Source organism: Streptomyces sp. NPDC088116, assembly GCF_044741745.1.
GTDB lineage: Bacteria > Actinomycetota > Actinomycetes > Streptomycetales > Streptomycetaceae > Streptomyces.
Genome location: NZ_JBIUTF010000004.1, coordinates 13439 through 33421, shown reverse-complemented (window position 1 = coordinate 33421; position 19983 = coordinate 13439). Strand labels below are relative to the sequence as shown.

Sequence of the window (19983 nt, the reverse complement as noted above, 5' to 3'; positions counted from 1 at the left end):
CTTGCCCCAGGGGAAAGATCCTGGCGCAATGGGGGTATGACCACTCTTCCCGGTGGAGAGGCAGCCGACGAGCTGCCCGGACAGCTGCCCGATGTCGCGCCACGCCTGCGCGAGCTGCGCCGCAGCCGTCGGCTCACTCTGGAGGCCGCCGCCCGGCGGGCGGGGCTTTCCCCGGCTCACCTGTCCCGCCTGGAGACGGGCCGCCGCCAGCCGTCCCTGCCGATGCTGCTGGGCCTGGCCCGCATCTACGGTACGACCATCTCCGAACTGCTCGGTGAGACGCCGCCGGAGCGCGAACCCATCGTCCGGGCCGGCCGGACGGAGCCCGTCGAGGCCGGTGGCTGGACATACCACCAGGCGGGCGGGCCGGGTCGGGCCATGCAGCCCCTGCGGCTCCAGGTGCCGTACGGGGTACAGGGCGACCTCGTCCGCGTACACCCCGGTGAGGAATGGCTCTATGTCCTCGACGGGCGGCTGCGGCTGAATCTCGGGGACGCCGTGCATCTGCTCGATCAAGGGGACAGCGCGCACTTCGACTCGCTCACCCCGCACCGGATCGCGGCGGACGGACCCGACGGGACCGAGCTGCTTTTTGTCCACACCTTGCTGCAGAGCCCCGCCGCCGAGCTGTGCTTCGGCAGCGGGGCTCTTCGCAGCTGATCTTCCGGAGAAAGGCCTGTCACCATGACGGACAACGCGGACGACGTACTCGATTCAGGACGCTCGGCTCAAGGGCCGGCCGAGGCGGTGGGGCGCCCGGAGCAGGTGATGGATGAGGAGAAGTCGTTTCCCCGGGGGCTGGTCATCAGGCTCTTCGCCTATCTGGTGGCCGGCCATCTCTTCGCGGGCTTCCTCTATCTGCTCTTCACCGTGGGAGCGGAGGGCCGCTGATCCGGATCTTCGCGGGCCCGGACGTGCCTCACGGCTCGGTGAGGGTCAGCCTTCGTCGAGGAGGCGGGCGCGCAGCCGCTCACGGGTCTCCGGGGCGAGCCCCAGCCCCTCGGACAGATAGCGGTCGGTGCCGCCCCAGATCTTCTCGATGGTCTCGAAGGCCGCGGCGAGGTACTCGGCGCGGGCGTCGAAGAGCGGGCCGAGCAGCTCCATCACCTCCGGCGAGGTCCCCGCGGGTGACGTGTCGCTGCGGACGATCCGGTAACGGCGGTGTGGATCGTTCGACTTCAGGTAGTCCGCCTCGATCGCCTCGGGCTCGACGCCGACCGCCAGCAGGGACACCGCGACGGAGAGCCCCGCCCGGTCCTTGCCCGCCGCGCAGTGCATGAGAGCGGGGACGCTGTCCTCGGCGAGAGCGTGCAGGACACGGCTGTGCTCGGCGGTGCGGTCCGCGATGATCGAGCGGTACGAGTTGGTCATCCGGGCGGCGGCCTTGCCCTCGGCGAGGATCGAGTGCAGCTGCTCCAGGTCGCCGTGCCGGATCATCCGCCAGAACTCGGCGCCGTCGGCCGGGTCGGAGAGCGGGATGTTCACATGGCGTACGCCCGCCAGTTCCACATCCGCGCCGTCCAGCTTCAGATCGGCGGAGTTGCGGAAGTCGAAGATCGTGTGCAGGCCGAGGGTGGAGAGGAAGGCCGAGTCGGTCGCGGTGGCGTTCGCGAGATGGCCACTGCGGAAGAGTGTGCCGTACCGCACCTGCCGGCCGTCCGTGGTCGGAAGTCCGCCCACATCCCGGAAGTTGCGCACTCCGGTCAGCTCGGGCTCCGTCGACGGGACCCGCGGCACCTTCTGCGTCACGGCCTGCTCCTCCGTGTCCGCCGTCGGCGCTGCTCGCCGACGACACCGAATCCTGACCCTAGCTTCCTGACCGTATGACTTCCTGACTCTATGACATCTGTACCAGGGGTAATCGGTTCAATGGCGGGATTCGGATGTGCCGGTCGGTGATGGTCAGGGCGACTGGAGTTCACCCATATCCCGATCTGTCCGTATTGGTAAATTCCGCACAACATGCCCCACTCGTGGGGGAGATGACCCCCTACTCGTGAGCAGGATCATATCTGTGACGTTCCGTGGTGGCGCCGTGAATGCGAATTGCCGTGTCACACGGGCGGGGAAGATCGGTAATCCACGCAGTGTCACCGGCGGGCACGGGTAATGACGCAGCGCGTTCGGCCGCCGGGAAAGATCTGCTTGTTACGGCCGTCCGACTCGCTTACGTTCACTTTCAATCCGAGCGGAACGCCGAATCCTGCCGCCGCCCGGAATTCTTATCCACCCATCCACGCGTGGCAGGAGCGGGGGACCCAGGTAGTACGCCGTTCCGTAGCCACGGACGGCTTGGGGTTAAGTCGCGTGCCAGACGCGGCCGGGCATCTCCAGCCCGAACCCGACAGCTCACCTCGTAGGCGCCGGAGAGGAATTCGCCATGCCCGCGAAGGGTAAGCACCGCCGTCCCAAGGCCAACCCGATCTCACGCGGATTCATCGCCGCCGGTACGGGCGGCGCGGCCATCGCGCTCCCGCTCATCGGTGCCACCGGCGCGCACGCCGCTGAAAAGGCCGCGCCGGCCCCCGCGTCCACCCCCGAGAACACCGCCCGCAATGTCTCCGCCGTGCAGGCGCAGGGGGGCGCGAAGCAGGCCGCGACCCAGGTCTCGAAGACGTACGCCGTGGTCTCCGGCGACTACCTGTCCAAGATCGCCAACGAGCACAAGGTCAGCGGTGGCTGGCAGAAGCTGTACGACGACAACCGGTCGGTGGTCGGTGACGACCCGTCGATGATCCACCCCGGTCTGAAGCTGACCATCGGCGCGAAGTCCGCCGGCGGTGGCTCGGAGGCCCCGGCCAAGGCCGAGGCCCCGGCCAAGTCCTCCAGCGGATCCACCGCGAAGTCCTCGGGATCCGGGGCCGTCGAGCGCAAGGCTCCGGCCACCAACGCCGGCTCGCAGAGCAGCGGTTCGGACTTCGCCAAGCCCGTCGACGCGCCCGTCACCACCCAGTACCGCGCGTCCGGCGGCAGCTGGTCCAGCGGTTACCACACCGGCGTGGACTTCTCGGCGTCCTCGGGCAGCACCGTCAAGGCCGTCGGCGCGGGCACCGTCGTCTCGGCCGGCTGGGGCGGTTCGTACGGCAACGAGGTCGTCATCAGACACGACGACGGCAAGTACTCGCAGTACGGTCACCTGTCCTCCCTCGCCGTCTCCCCTGGCCAGAGTGTCGGCGAGGGCCAGCAGATAGGCCTCTCCGGCGCCACCGGCAACGTCACGGGACCGCACCTGCACTTCGAGATCCGCACCGGTCCGGACTACGGGTCGGACATCGACCCGCTGTCCTTCCTGCGCCAGCACGGCGTCAACGTCTGACCCGGTAGGTCATTCGCCTCTCCGCGCCTCCGCGTCTTCGTATTCTTCGCGCGGGCGTGCGCTGCCCGGCACCTTCGGTGCCGGGCAGCGTCTGTTGTCGCTATTCCCGCTTGGTCGAAAATTGACCGATGGTGTATCTCACCCCACGTCAACCCCTCCTTACGGTCGCGTAGGTCACATCTCCGGGTGGAGGATGTCCTGCTGTGGCAAACGACGATTCGAGAACAAGAAACAGTGGCGTATTCGGGTCGTACACGGCGCTCGGTGACAGCTTCACGGAGGGCGTGGGAGATCCAGGGCCCGACGGGGCCTTCGTCGGCTGGGCGGACCGGCTCGCGGTGCTGCTCGCCGACCAATTGCCGGACCCGGGAAAGGCCGCCGACACCGTTCACGGTGATTTCCGGTACGCGAATCTCGCCGTACGCGGCCGACTCCTCGACCAGATCGTGGCGGAGCAGATACCGAGGGCGAGGGAACTCGCCCCGGACCTGGTGACGTTCTGTGCCGGCGGGAACGACATCATCCGGCCCGGCACCGACCCCGACGATGTCGCCGAGCGCTTCGAGCGGGCCGTCGCCGACCTCACCAACAGCGTCGGCACGGTCATGCTCACCACCGGCTTCGACACCCGCGGCGTACCGGTGCTGAGCCACCTGCGCGGCAGAATCGCCACGTTCACCGCCCATACGCGGTCCATCGCCGACCGTTACAACTGCCCGGTGCTCGACCTCTGGTCGCTGAAGTCCGTCCAGGACAGGCGGGCCTGGGACGGCGACCGGCTGCACATGTCGCCCGAGGGACACACCCGAGTGGCGCTGCGCGCCGCCCAGGTGCTCGGCGTCGATGTGCCGGCCGATCCGGATCAGGTATGGCCGCCCGAGGCGCCGCGCGGCACGTTGGAGGTGCGGCGCGACGACATCCACTGGGCACGCGAGTATCTGGTGCCCTGGATCGGGCGCCGCCTGCGCGGCGAATCGTCCGGCGACCACATGGAGGCCAAGCGGCCCGACCTGCTGCCGTTGGAACACTCACGGGGGTGAGCGGTCACGAGGGGGAGAGGGCGCGATGGGGCGCCCTACGCTCCTGTCGCCCCCGCCGGGATCCGCTCCAGCACCCCTCCGGCGAACACGTCGTACAACGGCAGCGTCTCCAGATGCACATAGCCGATATGGCAGTCGCACACCGCCAGCGGGCAGGCCCGTGGGGCGAGCGTCCGCCGGTACGATCCGTCGTACAGGTTGCCCAGCTCGGCGGGGACGAAGTGGCAGCGCCGTACCGTACCTTCGCCGTCCACCGAGATCACCGACTCGCCCGTCCGGCAGGGCAGACCGGCCGAGCGGTGCGGCTGGCGGCTGTACGGGAACAGCGGATCGAGTCCGGTCCAGCGGGCGGCCTCCTCGTCCGTATAGGTGTGCCCCTCGGCCGCGTTGATCCACAGATAGATGTGCTCGGGCAGTTCGGCACGGAGCCGGCGGGCGTGCTCCAGGTGCTCGGAGAGGCCGACAATCCCCACGCTGAACCGGATGCCCCGGTCCGCCAGCTCCCGGCACTTCGCGAGGAACCGGTCGTACGGGGTCTGCCCCGGGTGGTACGTGCACCACAGGGCCAGGGTCCCGGGATCGGCGTCGGCCAGCCAGTCGGTGCGGCAGCTCAGATTCGTCTGGATGGCCACCCGGCGGATGTGCGGCAGCTGGGACAATTCCGTGAGCGCCCGCCGGTACCAGGAGCGGACCAGGCCCTCGCCCCAGGGGGTGAACAGCACCGACAGCCGGTCGTCCGTCCGCTCCGACGCCCAGTGGGCGAAGCGCTCCAGGGCGTCCCGGTCGGCGCGCAGTTGGTCGCGGCTGTCACGCCGCTTGGCGAACGGGCAGTACGGACAGTCGTAGTCGCAGGAAGCGAGCGGGCCGCGGTAGAGGATCGTCAGGTCCACGGGCCACTCACTTCACTTCGTACGCGGCCATCGCGGCCCGTACGGCGGGGGAGAAGAGCGCGGGGCCCAGTGCGTCCGAATGCGCCAGCCCCTCGGGGGAGAGCCGTAGCAGGCCGGGGCCCGCGCTCTCGTCCAGCCAGCCCAGCGCGGCGAACCGCGCCAGCTCGGCCGGGAAGTCCTCGGCGGGGCCGGTCGTGAAGCGCTCGCGGTAGTCGGCCACGTCCATGCCCTGCGCCTGGAGGAGCGACTGGAGGAGATGCCGGCGGCGCGCCTCGTCGCCGTCGATGTGGCGGCCCACTTCCGCGCGGGAGAAGTCCTCCGTCGTCGTGTAGGTGTCGATGATGGTCCGTATCTCGCGCATGTCGACGGCGTAGTCGAAGGAGTAGTGCAGAGCGGAGGTGTACGAGCGGGCCCCGCAGCCCAGGCCGATCATGCCGTCGGTCTGGCAGGCGTAGTCATCCCCGCCGGATTCCTGGGACGGGGCGTCCGGACGGCGGAACATCCGCATGGACACCTGCTCGTAGCCGTGGGAGAGCAGGTGATCGCGGCCTTGCCGGTAGAGCCGCAGCCGCTGGGCGTCCCAGGCGGCGTCGCTGCCCGCCGCGAGTCGTCCGAGGCCGGTGAGCGGGCGTATGTACAGCGGATAGAGGTAGAGCTCCTCGGGCCGCCAGGTGAGCGCGGCGTCCAGGGAGTGGCGCCAGGTCTCCTCGGTCTGGCCGTCGATGCCGTAGATGAGGTCGATGTTGAGGACCGGGATCCGGGCATCGCGTATGCGGCCGAGAGCGGCCTCGACCTCGGCCCGGCGCTGCGGGCGTACAGCGGCCTTCGCCTCCGTGTCGACGAAGCTCTGGACGCCGATGCTCAGGCGGGTGGCGCCCCGGTCGGCGAGCACGGCCAGTCGGTCGGCGGTGGCCGTCGCGGGGGAGGTCTCGACGGAGAGCGGGATGTCCCGCAGATCGGCGCCCATCCGCTTCTCGGCGATGTCGCACAGCCGGTCCAGCTCACCGGCGTCGAGGAAGGTGGGGGTGCCGCCGCCGAAGGCCGCGGCGGCGAACCGTACGGGGCCGGTGTCGCCGAGCGCGTCACGTACGGCGGTCGCCTGCCGGTCGAGGGCATCGAGGTAACGCGTCGTCAGCTCGTCGGGGGCGCCGATCCGGGTGAACAGATTGCAGAAGCCGCAGCGGACCTCGCAGAACGGTATGTGCAGATAGAGGGAGAGGGCGTCCTTCCACTCGTCCGCCCACAACTCGTCCAGCGCCGGGCGGTCCTCCAGCGGGCGGTAGGCCGTCTTGTGCGGGTAGGCGTAGACATAACTCTCGTACGGGCGTGGTGTTGTGGTGCCGCTTGCGGCTGTGGTGCCGGTGACTGTGGTGCCGGCGGTGTCTGTGCTCATCGGGTGGCCCCAGGTTCCAGGAAGAAATGGGCGTACGGCACGGTCCAGACGACCTCGTGGCCCAGGCGGTGACCGCTCCAGCCGTCGTCGCCGTAGGCGGTGCCGTGGTCGGAACAGACAATGGTGAAGCAGCGGCGACGGCTGCTCGCGGCGGCGAAGAGGCGGCCGATGTGGCGGTCGATATGGGTGAGCGCGGCGGCGTGTGTGGCCCGCGTGTCGCCCGTCTCCCGGGTGGCGCCGGGCAGATGGAACCAGTTGGGCTGGTGCAGCGCGGACACATTGACGAAGAGGAACAGCCGCTGTTCGGACGGCAGACCGGCGATGACCCGCTCCGCGCGGCCGATCTGCTCCTCGAAGGAGGTCGGCGAGGTCACACCGAACTCCGGTTCCCAGTGGCTCTCCTGGAACATCCCCGGCAGTACCGAGCCGAGCGCGCCCCGCTGGTTGAAGAAGCCGACTCCGCCGATGCACACCGTGCGGTAGCCGGCCGCCGCGAGGCCCGAGACGAGGTCCGGGGTGTCGTACACGAACGTCCCGTCTGCCGTTGTCTCGCTTCCTCCGAAGCGGGCGGCGAACAGCCTCGGATGCGGGCCCGGAGAGGCGGGGGTCGGCAGGAAACCGGCGAAGATCGCCTGGTGCGAGGCATAGGTGAAGCTGCCGGGGGCATGCCGCTTCTCCCAGCGGCCCCCCGGCAGATGGCGGGCGAGATGCGGGAGCCGCCCGGCGTCGGCGAGCTCCTGCGCCACGTCGAAGCGCAGGGTGTCGAGAGTGACGAGCAGCAGGTCGTCCTGCCCTACGACCCCGTTCATGTCCGGTGTGTTCATGGTCAGTGTGTTCCTGTCCGGTGTCCCCGTCGTGCCAGGTGACCTCGTGCCAGGTGACCTCGTGCCGGGGGCCCTCATGCCAGGTGGCCGCACGGTGACGCCACGGCTGTCGCACGGGTGGCGCGCCTCGGCGGGGCGGCGAGCTGTGCCGCGTATGTGTCCAGACCTTCGGCGTCGCCGCCCGGCAGCCCGGTGAGGCCGGGCAGCAGGTCGCCGAAGGCGTTGACCTCGCAGACCGTGAACCGCCGCCAGTTCGAGGCCGGCAGCAGATCGACGCCCACGCAGTGGGTCCCGGGGAAGCAGGCGGCCGCCTTCTCACAGATGGCGAGAGCCGTGGCCCAGCTGCCACCGGCCGCCCGGATCGCGGCGCGGACGGCGTCGAGATCCGCCCGGGTGCCACCGAGGTGGAGGTTGGTCATGGGGGACCCACTGGTCCGTACGACCACGTGGGTGGCCCTGCCCGCGACGACCACCACCCGCAGATCGGCGGACCGGCCTTCCCATGTCGACTTGGGTATCCACTGCTCGATGTGCAGTCCGTCGGGCGCGAGGGTGTCCACGATCGCGGCCACTTCGCGCTCCGTCGTGTAGCGGCGCACCCGCAGCGAGTTGAACAGGCGCCCTTGCCCGTCGCGTTCGACGGACGTGGTGGCACGGACCCGTCCGGGGCCCGCCGTCTCGACGGCGAGGACTCCGGACGCCGACGAACCATGGGCGATCTTGACGAACGCCCGGCTCAGCCCGGCACCGGCCATCAGGGCCCGTACGTCGTCCCAGCCGGACACGGCCGGGGAGCCGGCGCCCGAGGTGGGCGACGCGGGAACCCGTACCCCCGCCGCGTCCAGCACGCCGTGGCAGAGCCGCTTGTCGAAGAGCACCGCCAACTCGTCCGGGGCGTCGAGCAGATCGGCCCCCACGGCGGACGCCGCCTGGCCCAGACCCCGGACCGCGCTGGTGAACCGCTCGTACCAGAGGCCCGTTCCCTCGACTCGGGTGAGGTCGTCCGCGCCGCGCAGCAGTTTCTCCACCTCCGGGTCCTCGCCCGGTGAGTCGATCCGTACGGTCTCACCAGCCCTCAACTCGGCCCGGCCGCCCAGCACATCGAGCCATGACACCTCACGGGCCGGGGGCAGCCCGGCGGCCCGCACGGCGTCCTGGAACAGGGTCACGCGGCGGTTGCCGGGAATGCCGACCACGGTCAGGCCGGCATCGGTGGTGCTCGGGTGAGGCAGCATCATCTACTCCGCTACCGCGGTGTAGCGATGTTCCGTGCCGTCGTCAGCGATGTCCGCGTCCTCGGTCTCGGAGAGGTCGACCTCCACGCCGGTCGTGCCGAGTATGGCCAGGATCCGGTCCCGCATCCCTTCGCTCAGGAAGTTGTGGTGCAGGTCGAGCTTCTTGAGGTGGGTGAGCGGCTGACCGCCGAGAAGCGCCTCCGCGCCCTCGTCGCCGAGGGTGCCCATGGAGAGGTCGAGAGTCTCCAGACGGGCCACGACGGGGGCGCCGGCCACCGCGGTCGCTATCTCGTCCTGGATGTCGCTGTTGTGCAACGCCAGATGCCGCAGCCGGGGAAGCCGTGAACCGGCCAGGATGGGAGCGAGATCGGCCACGCTGGTGGTCGCGCCGTACCAGGACGTGCCGAGCCAGAGGTCCAGTTCCTCCAGCGCGGGCAGGTCGCTGGCTCCGACGTTCCGCACGATCTCGGCGTCCAGGCCACCGGTCTCGATGGTGAGCGAGCGCAGTCGCTCATGCCGGACGGCGGGGAATTCCAGGTGCTGACCGCCCCGGAGACCGAACTCGAGCAGCGCCGGGAAGGCGTCGAGCAGCGGGGTCACCAGCCCCTGGTTGATCCAGGAGATCTCACACTGCATGGAGTCGATGTCGCCCACGAACAGGGCGCGCAGCGCGGGCAGTTGGTCGCGCGCCGCGACAATCGCCTCGATCACCTCGGCGGGTCCCGAATCGTAGACATCACTCCACGCCCCCACGATCAGTGCCCGGACCTCGGTGGTGTCCACCGTCTCGGTGAACCGGGCGAACTCCTGCTCCCACTCCACCTCGGAGTCATACGCTTCGACCGAGACACGCCACGCCACGGAGGAGGGAGCGGGGAGCTCCGCCTTCGTCTCGGCGTCGGGAAAGTCGAACACGGGCAGGCCGTACAGCTCCTGCATGAAGTCGTCGTCAATGGCCATCGTGGGTGCTCCCGATTGCGGTGAAGCGGAGATCGGCTGATGTGGCAGCAGTTCTACCAAGTGCCACTGACAATGCCCGTCGCCGGGAGGTCTCTCCGAGCGCCGGGGCCGATTGTCAGACCCTCCCCGTAGCGTCTTTCACAGGTCGGCGCACTCGGCGCCGCCCGTCGAGGGGAGAGCCATGTTCCGGCAGGGAGACGTACTGATCGTGCCCGTCGCGCAGGAGACGGTGCCGGCGCCATTCACGGACGCCGCAGCCGTGTCCGGTGAGCCGAGGGACGCGCGTGGCCGACTGGTCCTGGCGCTCGGTGAGGTCACCGGCCATGCCCACGCGGTGACCGGGCCGGGACGGCTGATCCGGGAACAGGGCGGCGACCTGTCGGCGCCGATGTTCCTCCATCTCCCGGACGGCGGACGGGTGGTGCACGAGGAGCACGCGGCGATACCGCTGCCCAAGGGGTGGTTCCGGGTGGTGCGCCAGCGTGAGTACATCCCGGGCGCGGTCCGCGTCGTCGCGGACTGAGCACACGGCGCGTGCGGACACATGGTCCGCACGGGTACGCGGGTCGCGCGGACGCGCGGATCCGGCGGACCGCGGCGGCGCGGCCGGCCGCGGTACGGAGAGACAGCCGACACGGCTGACAGGGGACGGGGCTTCGGACATGAATGACGTGGACAAGTGGCGGGCTGTCGCGGCGGCGACGGGAGGGACGGACCGGCTTGCCGCCGAGCGAGGGGTGCGACTCGCCTACCGCAGGGCGGGGTTGGCGGAGCCGGAGCGGTTCGTCTGGGCCGGCTCACCGCTGGCCGGCGCGCGGGCGGCGCGGGCGATCGCAGGCGCCGGCCGGTCGGTGCGCGACGAGGTACGTACGCGCCCCTGGGCGGAGGAACGGCGCCGGGTGCATGACGCGTTGGGTCCGCTCGGCTGGGCCGAGCACTGGAGCGTGACCGGTGCGCGGCTCTGGGACATCACCCGGGCACTCACCGAACGGATACGTGCCGGAGTGATGGAGGCCTTCGCGGAGGAGGAGCCCGCAGAGGCGGCCGGGATACGCATGGTGCTGCTCGACGCGGTCTTCGGACAGCACGACGCGGCCTGGCTCGCCGCCTTCGACGGCCACAGCGAGCGTCTCGAAGGACTCGCCGAAGTGGCGCTGCACGCCGGCTGGTGGTGGCCGTACGAACACGCCGTGGTGATCTGCGAGCGTCCCGTGGCGCTCCATCGCGACGAGGCGGGCCGCCTCGACCGGGGGGACGGCCCCGCGCTCGCCTATGCGGACGGCTTCGCGCTGTACGCGTGGCGCGGCATGCCGGTCCCCGCCGGGTTCCTCGACGAGCTGCCGTCGCTGACCCCCGAGCGGATACGCGACGAGGCCAACGCCGAGCTGCGCCGGGTGATGCTGGAGTACTACGGCTACGACCGCTACTTGAGCGAGTCGGGCGCCAAGTCCGTCCACGACGACGAGACCGGCGTCCTGTGGAAGATCGAGATGCGGGGGGACGAGGACATCTCGATGGTCGAGGTCGTCAACTCCACACCGGAGCCGGACGGCACCCACCGCACGTACTGGCTGCGGGTGCCGCCCACGACACGGACGGCGAGGCAGGGAGTTGCCTGGACCTTCGGGCTCGAGGCGGAGGAGTACGAACCGGCGCGCCAGACCTGACGGGTGTGAAGAACGGCCCGACGGTCCGGTCGGAGTGTCTCGATTTGCCGGTCCGAACGGCTCGCAGGTCGGACCGGCTCGTCGGTCCGTACGGTTTGCCGGTCCGTATGGCTCGACTGCCCGATCCGCGAGGTCCGCCACGTCCGCCAGGTCCGGGCCGGGCCCCGGACCTCAGCCCACGAGCAGGTCGTCCGGTGCGATCAGTGCCGTGCTGCCCTCGCCCGTACAGGCATAGGCACCCGCCACCGCGCCGAGCCGGGCGCACTCCTCCAGGTCCCGGCCCGCCAGCCGTCCGTACAGGAAACCGCAGACGTACGCGTCACCCGCACCGTTGGAGTCCACCACCGGCGTGGGCGGGACGGTCGCCGGGACCGGGCGAGGGGTGCGGCTGCCCTCGCGGCTCATCAGATACGAGCCGCCCGCGCCCGCCGTCGCGATCACCGCTTCGGCACGGCCCTCGCGCAGGATCTCCCGCATCACCGAGGCGATCCGCTCGCTCGCCCCGGCCGCGCTGAGGAACACCAGGTCGGAGCGGAGCGCGAACTCCCTGTGGTACTCGGAGAGACCGTCCCAGTCGTGCAGATCGGTCGAGACGGGGACGCCGAGCGCCTCGATGTCGTCGTAGAGGAAGCGGGTGAAGTTGGTGATCGACAGATGAACATGACGGGACCGCTGGAGATGGGGCAGGTAGAAGTCGCGCGGCATCCGCAGATCGTCCGGGTCCCGGGCGTCGTGGAAGGACATGCGGCGGCCCGTCTTCTCGACCAGATTGACCGCGCGCCGGGTACCGGCGGGGGAGATCAGCGCCTGGAAGTCCACACCGCCCGCCGTGAGCCGTTCGCGGACCTGGTTCCCGGTCCAGTCGTCGCCTATGTAGTCGAGGAACTTGACGTCCAGGCCAAGGGCCCGGCAGCCGAGGGCCACATTGCCACCGGTGTGCCCCGGCGATTCACGGATCGGCCCCACGCTGACCGCGTCGGCCAGTGGAACCGGCAGCGAGTCGACCCGGACGACGGTATCCACCCCGCTGCCTCCGACGACCAGCACATCGTGATGGAGCTGATCGGTCTGCTGCTGCGTCACAATCTCCCTTTCGGTTCCGGACACCTTCGCGTGCCGCCCAGTATGGCCAACGTGACGCCTCCCGCTTCCCGGTTTCGGCGGGCCGGGTCAGGGCCCGTCGGGCTCCGTGGGACCGGGGCCCGGCTCATGGGCGGGGCCGAGGCCCAGTTCCTGGGCGAGTGCCTCGTCCAGCCACCGCAGCATCGTGTCGCGCTCCAGCGCGCCTGCGTACGACGTCATCTGGACCGCGAGACCGTCCAGCAGCGCGGTGAGCCGCCAGGCCGCCCCCGACGGGTCCGTACAGCGGAATTCGCCCGCCGCCGCGCCTTCCGCGATGACATCGGCGAGAGCCGCCTTCCACCGCTGGTCGAGAGCGCGGACCGGTTCGCGCAGCGCCGGTTCGCGCAGGGCGGCCGCCCATCCCTCGATCCACAGCGTCCAGCCCTTCGCGTCGCCGGTCGGCGCGTACCAGCGGACCGCGCCACGCAGCCGTGCCAGGGCGGTGCCGCGACGGCCGAGCAGTACGTGAAGACGGGCCAGATCGTCCCGCGCGGCATGCGCGAAGGCGGCGGCGACCAGCTTTTCCTTCGTCTCGAAGTGATAGAGCACCAGGGCGTTGCTGACGCCGAGCACGGCGGCGACATCGGAGATCCGCAGGGCCGCCACGCCCCGTGCCTCGATCTGTCCGACGGCGGCGCGCAACAGGTCGTCGCGTCGTTCCGCCACGCTGAGTCGAACTCTCGCCACGCGGTCACCCTACCGAAGCCGCACTGACTCACCGGAGCCGCATTGCCTCGATCGAGGTCGTCCGCCCGTTCCGCACGGACCCCTGAGACCTCAGCCGGCTCAGGGCGACTACAGGACGTGACTTTGAGCGGGTGTTAGCCTGCGTTTCCACGTTCAAGTGCCGTTGTTTCAGCCGCTGCGACGCTGCTTCGTGACGCGTGTGATGTGGGGAAGGTCGCCGGAGGGGCATGCCGCACCAGGGACACGAGGGTTGCCGGGGCAGTGCTGAGTGAAGAGGCGGGGATGTACGCCGAGGAGCGCCAGCAGACGATCCTTGAAGTGGTGAGGCGAACGGGCAGGGTCCGGGTGGCCGGCCTGGCCTCCCGATTCGACATCACCACCGAGACGGTGCGCCGCGACCTGACACTACTCGAACAGCGGGGCCTGCTGCGCAGAGTGCACGGCGGAGCCATCCCGGTGGACACGGGACCGGGGGCCAAAAAGAAGCCCCGGACCGACAAGCCGGCCGTCTCGGAGCGACGGCGCATCGCCCAGGCCGCGTTGGCTCACCTCCCCGAGGACGGCGCGGTGTTCCTCGACGGCGGGCGAACAGTGGATGAATTCGTGGAGCTCATTCCCGTCGACCGTCAACTCACCGTGGTGACCAATGCCATCGACGCGGCACTGCGCCTCACCGACAAGAACGGCGTCACCGTGATGCTGGTCGGCGGCCGGATCAAGTCCCGTCCGTTCGCCGCGGTCGACGACTGGGCCATGCGCCTGCTGAGCGAGATCCGTGTCGACGTCGCCTTCCTGGCGCCCGGCGGAGTGTCCCTCGCACGTGGCCTGACCACCTCGGATCCCTCCGAGGCCATGGTCAAGCGAGCGGCGATCTCGGCGGCCGGACGCACTGTCGTACTGGCCGATCACAGCACGGTCGGGCGGGATCATTTCGCCCGGTTCGGCGACCTTGCCGATATCGACACACTGATTACGGATGACCGGGTCGACTCCTGTCTGGCCAGGCGCATCGGGCGAGCGGGCCCGCGTGTGCTGACCGTCTGAAGCGGTACGATCGTCACCCAAGTGATCACCTCCGTTTGCCGTGTCGGGTCATTTGGTCCCCACCCTCGTCACCGCAGCAATGAGGAGTCACGGTGGCCGCTCGCAGTGGTCCGCAATTCGAACCGGACGTGGAACTGGCGGGTCGTGACTGGGAGTTGTCCCTCCTGGCGGAGCGTGCCCGCGGTGCGGCCCTCGGCGAGGGCCAGGCCGTCCTGCTGCGCGGCCCCGCGGGCATCGGCAAGACCCAGCTCGTCTCCGCCGCTCTCGCCGGCCTCGGCTCCGTCGCCAGGACCGTACTGACCGCCAAATGTCCGCAGAGCGGCTCGGCCGCCTACGGGACCGTCCGCGACCTGTTCGGGCCGCTGCGGCTCACCGAGGACGGGGCCGAGGACTCCCCGTTGCTCAGCGGCAGCGCGCGCCTCGCGCTGCCCGTCCTGCGGCCGGACCGTGAGGAGGACGCCGGCCCCACCGACACGTACGCCGTCATGCACGGCCTGCACTGGCTCACCGCCGGACTCAGCGCCGACGGCCTGGTGGTGCTCGCGATCGACGACGTCCAGTGGTGCGACGAGACCTCGCTGCGCTGGCTCGCCTTCCTCCTGCGCCGTGCCGAGGACCTGCCCCTCATGGTGGTGATGACCCAGCGCACCGGCCACGACGAGCCCCGCCCCGAACTCCTCGACGAGATCGGCGACCTCCTCGGCTGTGTGACCCTCGACCTGCCGCCGCTCTGCGCCGAGGCCGTCGCCGCCATGCTGCGTTCGGCCTTCGACACCGAACCGGACCCGGACTTCGCCCGCAAATGCCACGAGATCACCGGCGGCAACCCCTTCCTCGTACGACGGGTGGTCACCCGGCTGCGCGGCGACCACGTGCCGCCCGGAGCCGAGCAGGTGGCGCTGCTCGACGAACTCGGCCGCGACGCCGTGGCCCGTACCCTGCTCGACCGTCTCCCGCAGGACGCGTACGCGGTCGCCAAGGCGATAGCGGTACTCGGCGGCGAGAGCGTGGAGATGATCGCCGCGCTCGCCGGGACCCAGCCCGGCCCGGCCGGCGCGGCGGTCGAAGCACTCAGGGCGGGCGAACTCCTGGCCGACGACCGGCTCGACTACGCCCACGATCTCCTCCGGGGCGCGGTGCTCGACGCGACCGCCGCCGAGGAGGAGATCGCCCTGCGCGAACGGGCCGCCCGGCTCCTCAACGACTCCGGCCGCCCCGCCGAGGACGCCGCCGTCCAACTGATGCTGCTGCCCGGCGAACCGGCACCCTGGATGGTCGGGGCGCTGCGCGCCGCCGCGGCCAGCGCGGAACACCGGGGCGCGCCCGCCGTCGCGGCCCACTACCTCTCCCAGGCCCTCAAGCACGACCCGGATGATGTCGCTCTGCTCACCGAGTCGGCCCGGACATGTGCCCAGAGCGACCCGTGGACGGCGCTGGAGCAGCTGGAACGAGCCCTCGCCCTGGTACCCGACCCCCGTGCCCGCGTCCCGCTCGCCGTGCAGTACGCGCTGACCTCGCTGGGCGTGCAGAACTCCCTGCGCGCCTTCGAACTGGTGGAAGAGGTACTGGAGGCGATCGAAGCGGAGACCGGAGAGAACCCGACCCCCGCGGACCGCGCGCTGCGCACCCTCGTCGAGTCCGTCTACCTGATCTCCGGCATCGACGAGAAGGCCACCCTGGGCGCGGTCAAGCGGCGCTTTCGCGACTACGTCCCCCCGCAGGGCGACACCGCCGAGGAACGCCAACTCCTCGCGATGCTCTCCTCGCTCGGCACCCTGGACGGCAGGCCCGCCACCGAGGTCGCGGCGCAGGCGGAGAAGGTCCTGCGCATCGGTGACGTCGCCCTCGGCGGATGGACGCTCCTCGGCGCCAGCCTGTCGCTCTACCTCGCCGACGACATCGATCCCGCGCTGAACGCGCTCACCACCCTGCTGGAGCACGCGCGAAGCCGCGGCGAGGCATGGACGTGCACGCTCGCCGCCAGCACCCGCGCCGAGGTCCACCGGTGGACGGGCAACGTGGGAGAGGCGCTCTCCGACGCCCAGTTCTCCTTCGACCTCACGCTCCAGGAGTCCTGGGCCCCCAACGTGGTCCTGCCCCAGGCCGCGCTGGCATCGGCGCTCGTCCGGCGCGGCGAGCCCGAACGGGCCCAGGAAGTCCTCGACGTGGTCACCCGGCCGCGCCTCGACCACTTCACCGTCGAATACCACTGGTACCTGATGGCACGGGCGCGGGTCCGGACCGCGCTCGGCGACCGCGAGCGCGGGCTCATCCACCTCTACCGCTGCCGTGACAGCCTCGCGGAGGCGGGCATCGGCAACCCCGTGCTCGCCCCGTGGTGGTTCGACGCCGCGGAGGCGCTCGCCGGACTCGGCCGCCACCACGAAGGGCTGGACATCCTCGAAGGCGTCGAGGAGCGCGTACACCGCTGGGGTACGAAACGGGCGGCGGGGATGCTCGGCATGGCCCGTGGTGTGCTGACCCGGGGCGACGCGGGGATCGAACTGCTCACCGAGGCCGTCAACACCCTCGCGGACTCGCCGGGCAAACTGGAACAGGCCAGGGCCGAGTACCTGCTCGGCCGCAGGCTCTACCGGCGGGGCGACGCCGACGGCGCGCGGGACCGGCTGCGCCGCTCGATCGACCTGTCCGTGCTGTGCCGGGACAAGCTGCAACTCGACCAGTCGCTGCCCGCGCTCACCGAGGCGGGCGGCCGACTGCGCAGCGGCACCGCCTCACCCGCGGACGCGTTGAGCGGCAGCGAGCGCCGCGTCGTGGAACAGGTACTCGCCGGGGCGACCAACCGGGAGATCGCCGAGTCCCTCTTCCTCACCCAGCGGACCGTCGAGTTCCACCTCACCAGCGTGTACCGGAAGCTGGGCATCCGGGGCAGGCAGGAGTTGGCCGACGTACTGTCACAGACGTAGCGTCCCCTTGATAAGGGCTTGAGGAAAAAGAATCCTCATTGGGTCCGTTTGCGCTCGATAAGCATGTATCAATGCGCGTTGCGATTCCCGCAACCTCAAGAAAAGCTCAACGTTACCGTCAGGGGGCCACATCGTCACCTGCGGAGTTGTAACCTCCGTTGTCACCACTTCAATACAACTCACTGACCCGAGTGATACGAGAGGTGTGCATGCGGAATTGTCGCGCGCGTTTCACGGACGCGGCGCACTCTGCCGGTGCCCTCGCCATCCGTACGGCTTCCCGGCAGGTGTCGCGATGAGCCTCGCACCCCCGGTGGCCGCCGACGAACTCGTCGGCCGGGCAAGCGTCCTGGCCGCGCTCGGCGACATGATCGAGACCCTGGAGGGCGGCGCGTCGGGTCTGGCCGGCGTGACGGGCCCGATGGGCATCGGACGCAGCGCCGTACTGAACCGGGTCGCCACCCTGGCCCGCGCCCGGGGGCTGGCAGCCGGACTCGCCCGCTGCTCGCCCGTCGAATCGGACATTCCCTACGCTGCGGTGACCCAGCTCTTCGCCGGGCTCCGCCCGCCGACCCGGGTACTCGAACTGACCACGGCCTGTTTGCGGGACGGCCGCCTCGCCGCATCGGTGCCACGGCTGTGCGACGAGTTCCTGGCTCTCGCCGCCGAGCGGCCGCTGCTGCTCGCCGTGGACGACCTGCAATGGGCCGACCCCTGGTCGCTGCGCTGGTTCGCCGCCATGACCCGGCGCATGCACCACTCCCCGGTCCTGCTCGTCGGATCCAGCCACGGCCCGCTCGCCGGCCACCTCGGCGAGGACCACCTCCTGGACGACGCGGGCTTCTCCACGGCGCGTGAATTCCCGCTGACCCCCCTGTCCGCGGCGGAGACCCGCCAGCTGCTGGAGAACCTGAGCGGACGCGAGACCGAGGACTCCGTGGCCGAGGCGGCCGCCGACGCGACATCGGGCCGGCCGGCCGTACTACGGGCCGTCGCCGACCGCTTCATCGCCCTGAACCTGCCGCTGGACGCCGCGGCAATCCCGCGTCTGACCACGGTCGCCGAGGCGGCCTGGCCGGCGCGCGCCGAGCGTGCCGTACGAGGCCTGCCGACCGACGCGCTCGCACTGCTGCGGATACTGGCCGCCGTCGGCGACGACTTCGCATTCGAGATCTCCGCCGCGCTCGCCGGACTCCATGGGGCCGGCGCGGACACCGCCCTCGAAACCCTCCTCGTCGCGGGCCTCGCGGTCGACCCCGGCGCGCCCCGGCCCGCCTCCCCGCGTCTCGCCGCCGACGTGCTCGCGGCCATGGACTCCACCGAGCGGGATGCCCTGTACCTACGGGCGGCCGATCTCGGCCGGAAGGCCGGCGCCAAGGCCGTCGCCGTCGCCGACCTCCTCGGCGCCGCGCCCGTCTCGGGCCTGCCCTGGGCCGGCAAGGCACTCGGCGAGGCATCCGCGCACCGGCTGCGGCAGGGCAGGACGGTTGCCGCGGCCACCGACCTGCGCCGCGCCCTGCGCGAGCCGATGGACGACGCGGACCGCGCCAGGGTCCTCACCCGGCTCGCGGCCATCGAGGTCGTCAACGCGCCTCAGGCCAGCGACGGAAGGCTCCGCCAGGTCCTCGTACGGTACGCGAGCGCGGACGCGTGGCCGTCCGTGCTGCGGGCGGCCGACCTGCTGCTCGGACGCGGCGACGCCGAGACCGCCCGGCGCGTGCTCTCCGAGCTGTACCAGGCGTCGGCCGGTTCCCTCGACGCGGCCCAGCTCTCTCCGCTGAGCGCCCTCGGCCGGCTCGCGCAGGAGGAGGTCGGCACCCGCCCGGAGATCCCCGTCGCGCCGCTGCCGGCCCCCGCTGCCCGCCCTGCCGACGCTGCCCAGGCCGCGGTCCTCGCCTGGCAGTTGGCCACCCAGGCCGAGGAGCGCGAACGCGTACGGAAACTGGCCACGGCCGCCCTCGACGCGCACACCGAAGTCCCCTTGATGTGCCGTATCGCGGCATCCCGCGCGCTGCTGTGCGCCGTCGACGTCGAACCGGCCCTGCGCGGTTTCGACTCCGTGGTGGCCGACGCCCGCCGACAGCACGCCCGAGCCATCACCGCCCGAGCGCTGCTCCACCGCGGGGGCGCGGCGATCCGCCGGAGCCGCCCCGAGGAGGGGCTGCGGGACCTGGCCACCGCCCTGCGGGAACTGCCCTTCGACTCCTGGCATCCGTCGCTGGCCGCGAAGTTCGTGGCGTTCGACATCATGGGCAAGATCCGCTGCGGCCAACTCGAACAGGCGCGGCAGGTCGCCGCCCGCCCGCTCCCCGACGTCGCCGACCAGGGCATCGGCTGGGCCTACCTGCTCTACGCCAGGGCCGAACTCCGGCTGGTCACCGGCGACCCCGAGCGCGCCCTGGTCTACCTGGAGGAGTGCGGCCGGCTGTTGCGCGCCCGCCGGTGGAAGAACCCGATGCTGCTGCCCTGGCGGAGCACGGCCGCAGTGGCGCACCGTACGCTCGGCGCCTCCGACAGGGCCGCCCGGCTGGTCGCCGAGGAACACGCCGTACTGGAGCGCTGGGGCACCGGCGAGGCCGTCGAGCGGATGTGCGGCCGCACCATGGAGAAGCTGGCCGAACTCGGTGTGGACATCACTCTGAACACCCAACGCCGGTCGGAGAAACCGGAGCCCTCCGCGCTCGACGCGCTGCCCGAGCCCGAGCGGGACGTGGCCCGGCTCGCCCTTCGCGGCCGGCTCAACAGGGAGATCGCCGGGCGGCTCGACATCGCCACCCGTACGGTCGAGCTGCGGCTGAGCAAGGTCTACCGCAAGCTCGGAATCAAGGGCAGGGCAGAGCTGGTGGCCCGGTTCGCGCCCGCCGACCGGGAGGCGTGA

General features: G+C 70.8%; 17 protein-coding genes and 1 riboswitch. Of the genes, 9 read left to right on the top strand and 8 right to left on the bottom strand.

Annotated elements, in window-relative coordinates:
* The first annotated feature begins 36 nt into the window (after positions 1 to 36).
* Both ACIOJD_RS17160 and ACIOJD_RS17155 read left to right on the top strand, forming a co-directional pair.
* Positions 37 to 660, top strand: a complete 624-nt coding sequence (locus ACIOJD_RS17160) for a helix-turn-helix domain-containing protein (RefSeq protein ID WP_401913990.1) — start codon at positions 37 to 39, stop codon at positions 658 to 660.
* A 108-nt stretch (positions 661 to 768) separates the two neighbouring features.
* Complete coding sequence (locus tag ACIOJD_RS17155; protein WP_401915470.1) at positions 769 to 891, top strand: DUF6126 family protein; 123 nt, start codon at positions 769 to 771, stop codon at positions 889 to 891.
* Between the two features lie 45 nt (positions 892 to 936).
* Here the strand turns inward: ACIOJD_RS17155 and ACIOJD_RS17150 are convergent, their stop codons facing one another.
* A complete protein-coding gene (locus ACIOJD_RS17150; protein ID WP_401913988.1) occupies positions 937 to 1749 on the bottom strand; it encodes a tyrosine-protein phosphatase in 813 nt (270 codons plus the stop codon).
* Between the two features lie 468 nt (positions 1750 to 2217).
* Positions 2218 to 2376: riboswitch (cyclic di-AMP (ydaO/yuaA leader) on the top strand.
* Positions 2377 to 2380: 4 nt separating this feature from the next.
* On the opposite strand from ACIOJD_RS17150, the gene ACIOJD_RS17145 reads away from it, so the two are divergent.
* Both ACIOJD_RS17145 and ACIOJD_RS17140 read left to right on the top strand, forming a co-directional pair.
* Positions 2381 to 3316, top strand: coding sequence for a peptidoglycan DD-metalloendopeptidase family protein (locus tag ACIOJD_RS17145; protein WP_401913986.1), 936 nt, complete (start codon positions 2381 to 2383; stop codon positions 3314 to 3316).
* 203 nt (positions 3317 to 3519) lie between these two features.
* Complete coding sequence (locus ACIOJD_RS17140) at positions 3520 to 4356, top strand: SGNH/GDSL hydrolase family protein (protein ID WP_401913984.1); 837 nt, start codon at positions 3520 to 3522, stop codon at positions 4354 to 4356.
* Positions 4357 to 4391: 35 nt separating this feature from the next.
* Here the strand turns inward: ACIOJD_RS17140 and ACIOJD_RS17135 are convergent, their stop codons facing one another.
* The 5 genes from ACIOJD_RS17135 to ACIOJD_RS17115 all read right to left on the bottom strand — a co-directional run bounded on the left by ACIOJD_RS17135 (position 4392) and on the right by ACIOJD_RS17115 (position 9658).
* Positions 4392 to 5246, bottom strand: a complete 855-nt coding sequence (locus tag ACIOJD_RS17135) for an STM4011 family radical SAM protein (RefSeq protein WP_401913982.1) — start codon at positions 5244 to 5246, stop codon at positions 4392 to 4394.
* A gap of 7 nt (positions 5247 to 5253) precedes the next feature.
* Complete coding sequence (locus tag ACIOJD_RS17130) at positions 5254 to 6639, bottom strand: STM4012 family radical SAM protein (RefSeq protein ID WP_401913980.1); 1386 nt, start codon at positions 6637 to 6639, stop codon at positions 5254 to 5256.
* Entirely contained in the window at positions 6636 to 7448 is an 813-nt protein-coding gene (locus tag ACIOJD_RS17125) for an STM4013/SEN3800 family hydrolase (protein ID WP_401915467.1), read from the bottom strand. The genes ACIOJD_RS17130 and ACIOJD_RS17125 overlap by 4 nt, the downstream gene beginning before the upstream one ends.
* Positions 7449 to 7537: 89 nt before the next feature.
* Positions 7538 to 8698, bottom strand: a complete 1161-nt coding sequence (locus tag ACIOJD_RS17120) for an STM4014 family protein (RefSeq protein ID WP_401915465.1) — start codon at positions 8696 to 8698, stop codon at positions 7538 to 7540.
* Positions 8699 to 8701: 3 nt separating this feature from the next.
* Complete coding sequence (locus ACIOJD_RS17115; protein ID WP_401913977.1) at positions 8702 to 9658, bottom strand: STM4015 family protein; 957 nt, start codon at positions 9656 to 9658, stop codon at positions 8702 to 8704.
* 181 nt (positions 9659 to 9839) lie between these two features.
* Here ACIOJD_RS17115 and ACIOJD_RS17110 point away from each other — a divergent pair, with 181 nt between their 5' ends.
* Positions 9840 to 10181 carry a hypothetical protein gene (locus ACIOJD_RS17110; protein ID WP_401913975.1) on the top strand — a complete coding sequence of 114 codons (342 nt, stop codon included), beginning with the start codon at positions 9840 to 9842 and terminating at the stop codon, positions 10179 to 10181.
* A 139-nt stretch (positions 10182 to 10320) separates the two neighbouring features.
* Positions 10321 to 11325 carry a DUF6745 domain-containing protein gene (locus tag ACIOJD_RS17105; protein WP_401913973.1) on the top strand — a complete coding sequence of 335 codons (1005 nt, stop codon included), beginning with the start codon at positions 10321 to 10323 and terminating at the stop codon, positions 11323 to 11325.
* 171 nt (positions 11326 to 11496) lie between these two features.
* Here ACIOJD_RS17105 and ACIOJD_RS17100 read toward each other — a convergent pair whose 3' ends face one another.
* Positions 11497 to 12408, bottom strand: coding sequence for a carbohydrate kinase family protein (locus tag ACIOJD_RS17100; protein WP_401913971.1), 912 nt, complete (start codon positions 12406 to 12408; stop codon positions 11497 to 11499).
* An 87-nt stretch (positions 12409 to 12495) separates the two neighbouring features.
* Positions 12496 to 13134: a TetR/AcrR family transcriptional regulator gene (locus ACIOJD_RS17095; RefSeq protein WP_401913969.1), complete on the bottom strand. Its 639-nt coding sequence runs from the start codon at positions 13132 to 13134 to the stop codon at positions 12496 to 12498.
* A gap of 282 nt (positions 13135 to 13416) precedes the next feature.
* On the opposite strand from ACIOJD_RS17095, the gene ACIOJD_RS17090 reads away from it, so the two are divergent.
* The 3 genes from ACIOJD_RS17090 (at position 13417) to ACIOJD_RS17080 (ending at position 19983) form a co-directional block, all read left to right on the top strand.
* Positions 13417 to 14178 (top strand): DeoR/GlpR family DNA-binding transcription regulator, encoded by a 762-nt coding sequence (locus ACIOJD_RS17090; RefSeq protein WP_401915462.1) that lies wholly within the window; start codon positions 13417 to 13419, stop codon positions 14176 to 14178.
* 92 nt (positions 14179 to 14270) lie between these two features.
* Positions 14271 to 17105, top strand: a complete 2835-nt coding sequence (locus ACIOJD_RS17085; protein ID WP_401913967.1) for an ATP-binding protein — start codon at positions 14271 to 14273, stop codon at positions 17103 to 17105.
* Between the two features lie 295 nt (positions 17106 to 17400).
* Positions 17401 to 19983: an AAA family ATPase gene (locus ACIOJD_RS17080; RefSeq protein ID WP_401913966.1), complete on the top strand. Its 2583-nt coding sequence runs from the start codon at positions 17401 to 17403 to the stop codon at positions 19981 to 19983.

Bases quoted from the DNA above. Each gene is read 5' to 3' on its own strand.
- ACIOJD_RS17160 (WP_401913990.1), top strand. From the start codon at position 37: ATGACCACTCTTCCCGGTGGAGAGGCAGCCGACGAGCTGCCCGGACAG.
- ACIOJD_RS17080 (WP_401913966.1), top strand. From the start codon at position 17,401: ATGAGCCTCGCACCCCCGGTGGCCGCCGACGAACTCGTCGGCCGGGCA.
- ACIOJD_RS17130 (WP_401913980.1), bottom strand. From the start codon at position 6,639: ATGAGCACAGACACCGCCGGCACCACAGTCACCGGCACCACAGCCGCA.
- ACIOJD_RS17105 (WP_401913973.1), top strand. From the start codon at position 10,321: ATGAATGACGTGGACAAGTGGCGGGCTGTCGCGGCGGCGACGGGAGGG.
- ACIOJD_RS17090 (WP_401915462.1), top strand. From the start codon at position 13,417: ATGTACGCCGAGGAGCGCCAGCAGACGATCCTTGAAGTGGTGAGGCGA.
- ACIOJD_RS17125 (WP_401915467.1), bottom strand. From the start codon at position 7,448: ATGAACGGGGTCGTAGGGCAGGACGACCTGCTGCTCGTCACTCTCGAC.
- ACIOJD_RS17115 (WP_401913977.1), bottom strand. From the start codon at position 9,658: ATGGCCATTGACGACGACTTCATGCAGGAGCTGTACGGCCTGCCCGTG.
- ACIOJD_RS17110 (WP_401913975.1), top strand. From the start codon at position 9,840: ATGTTCCGGCAGGGAGACGTACTGATCGTGCCCGTCGCGCAGGAGACG.
- ACIOJD_RS17155 (WP_401915470.1), top strand. From the start codon at position 769: ATGGATGAGGAGAAGTCGTTTCCCCGGGGGCTGGTCATCAGGCTCTTC.
- ACIOJD_RS17145 (WP_401913986.1), top strand. From the start codon at position 2,381: ATGCCCGCGAAGGGTAAGCACCGCCGTCCCAAGGCCAACCCGATCTCA.
- ACIOJD_RS17120 (WP_401915465.1), bottom strand. From the start codon at position 8,698: ATGCTGCCTCACCCGAGCACCACCGATGCCGGCCTGACCGTGGTCGGC.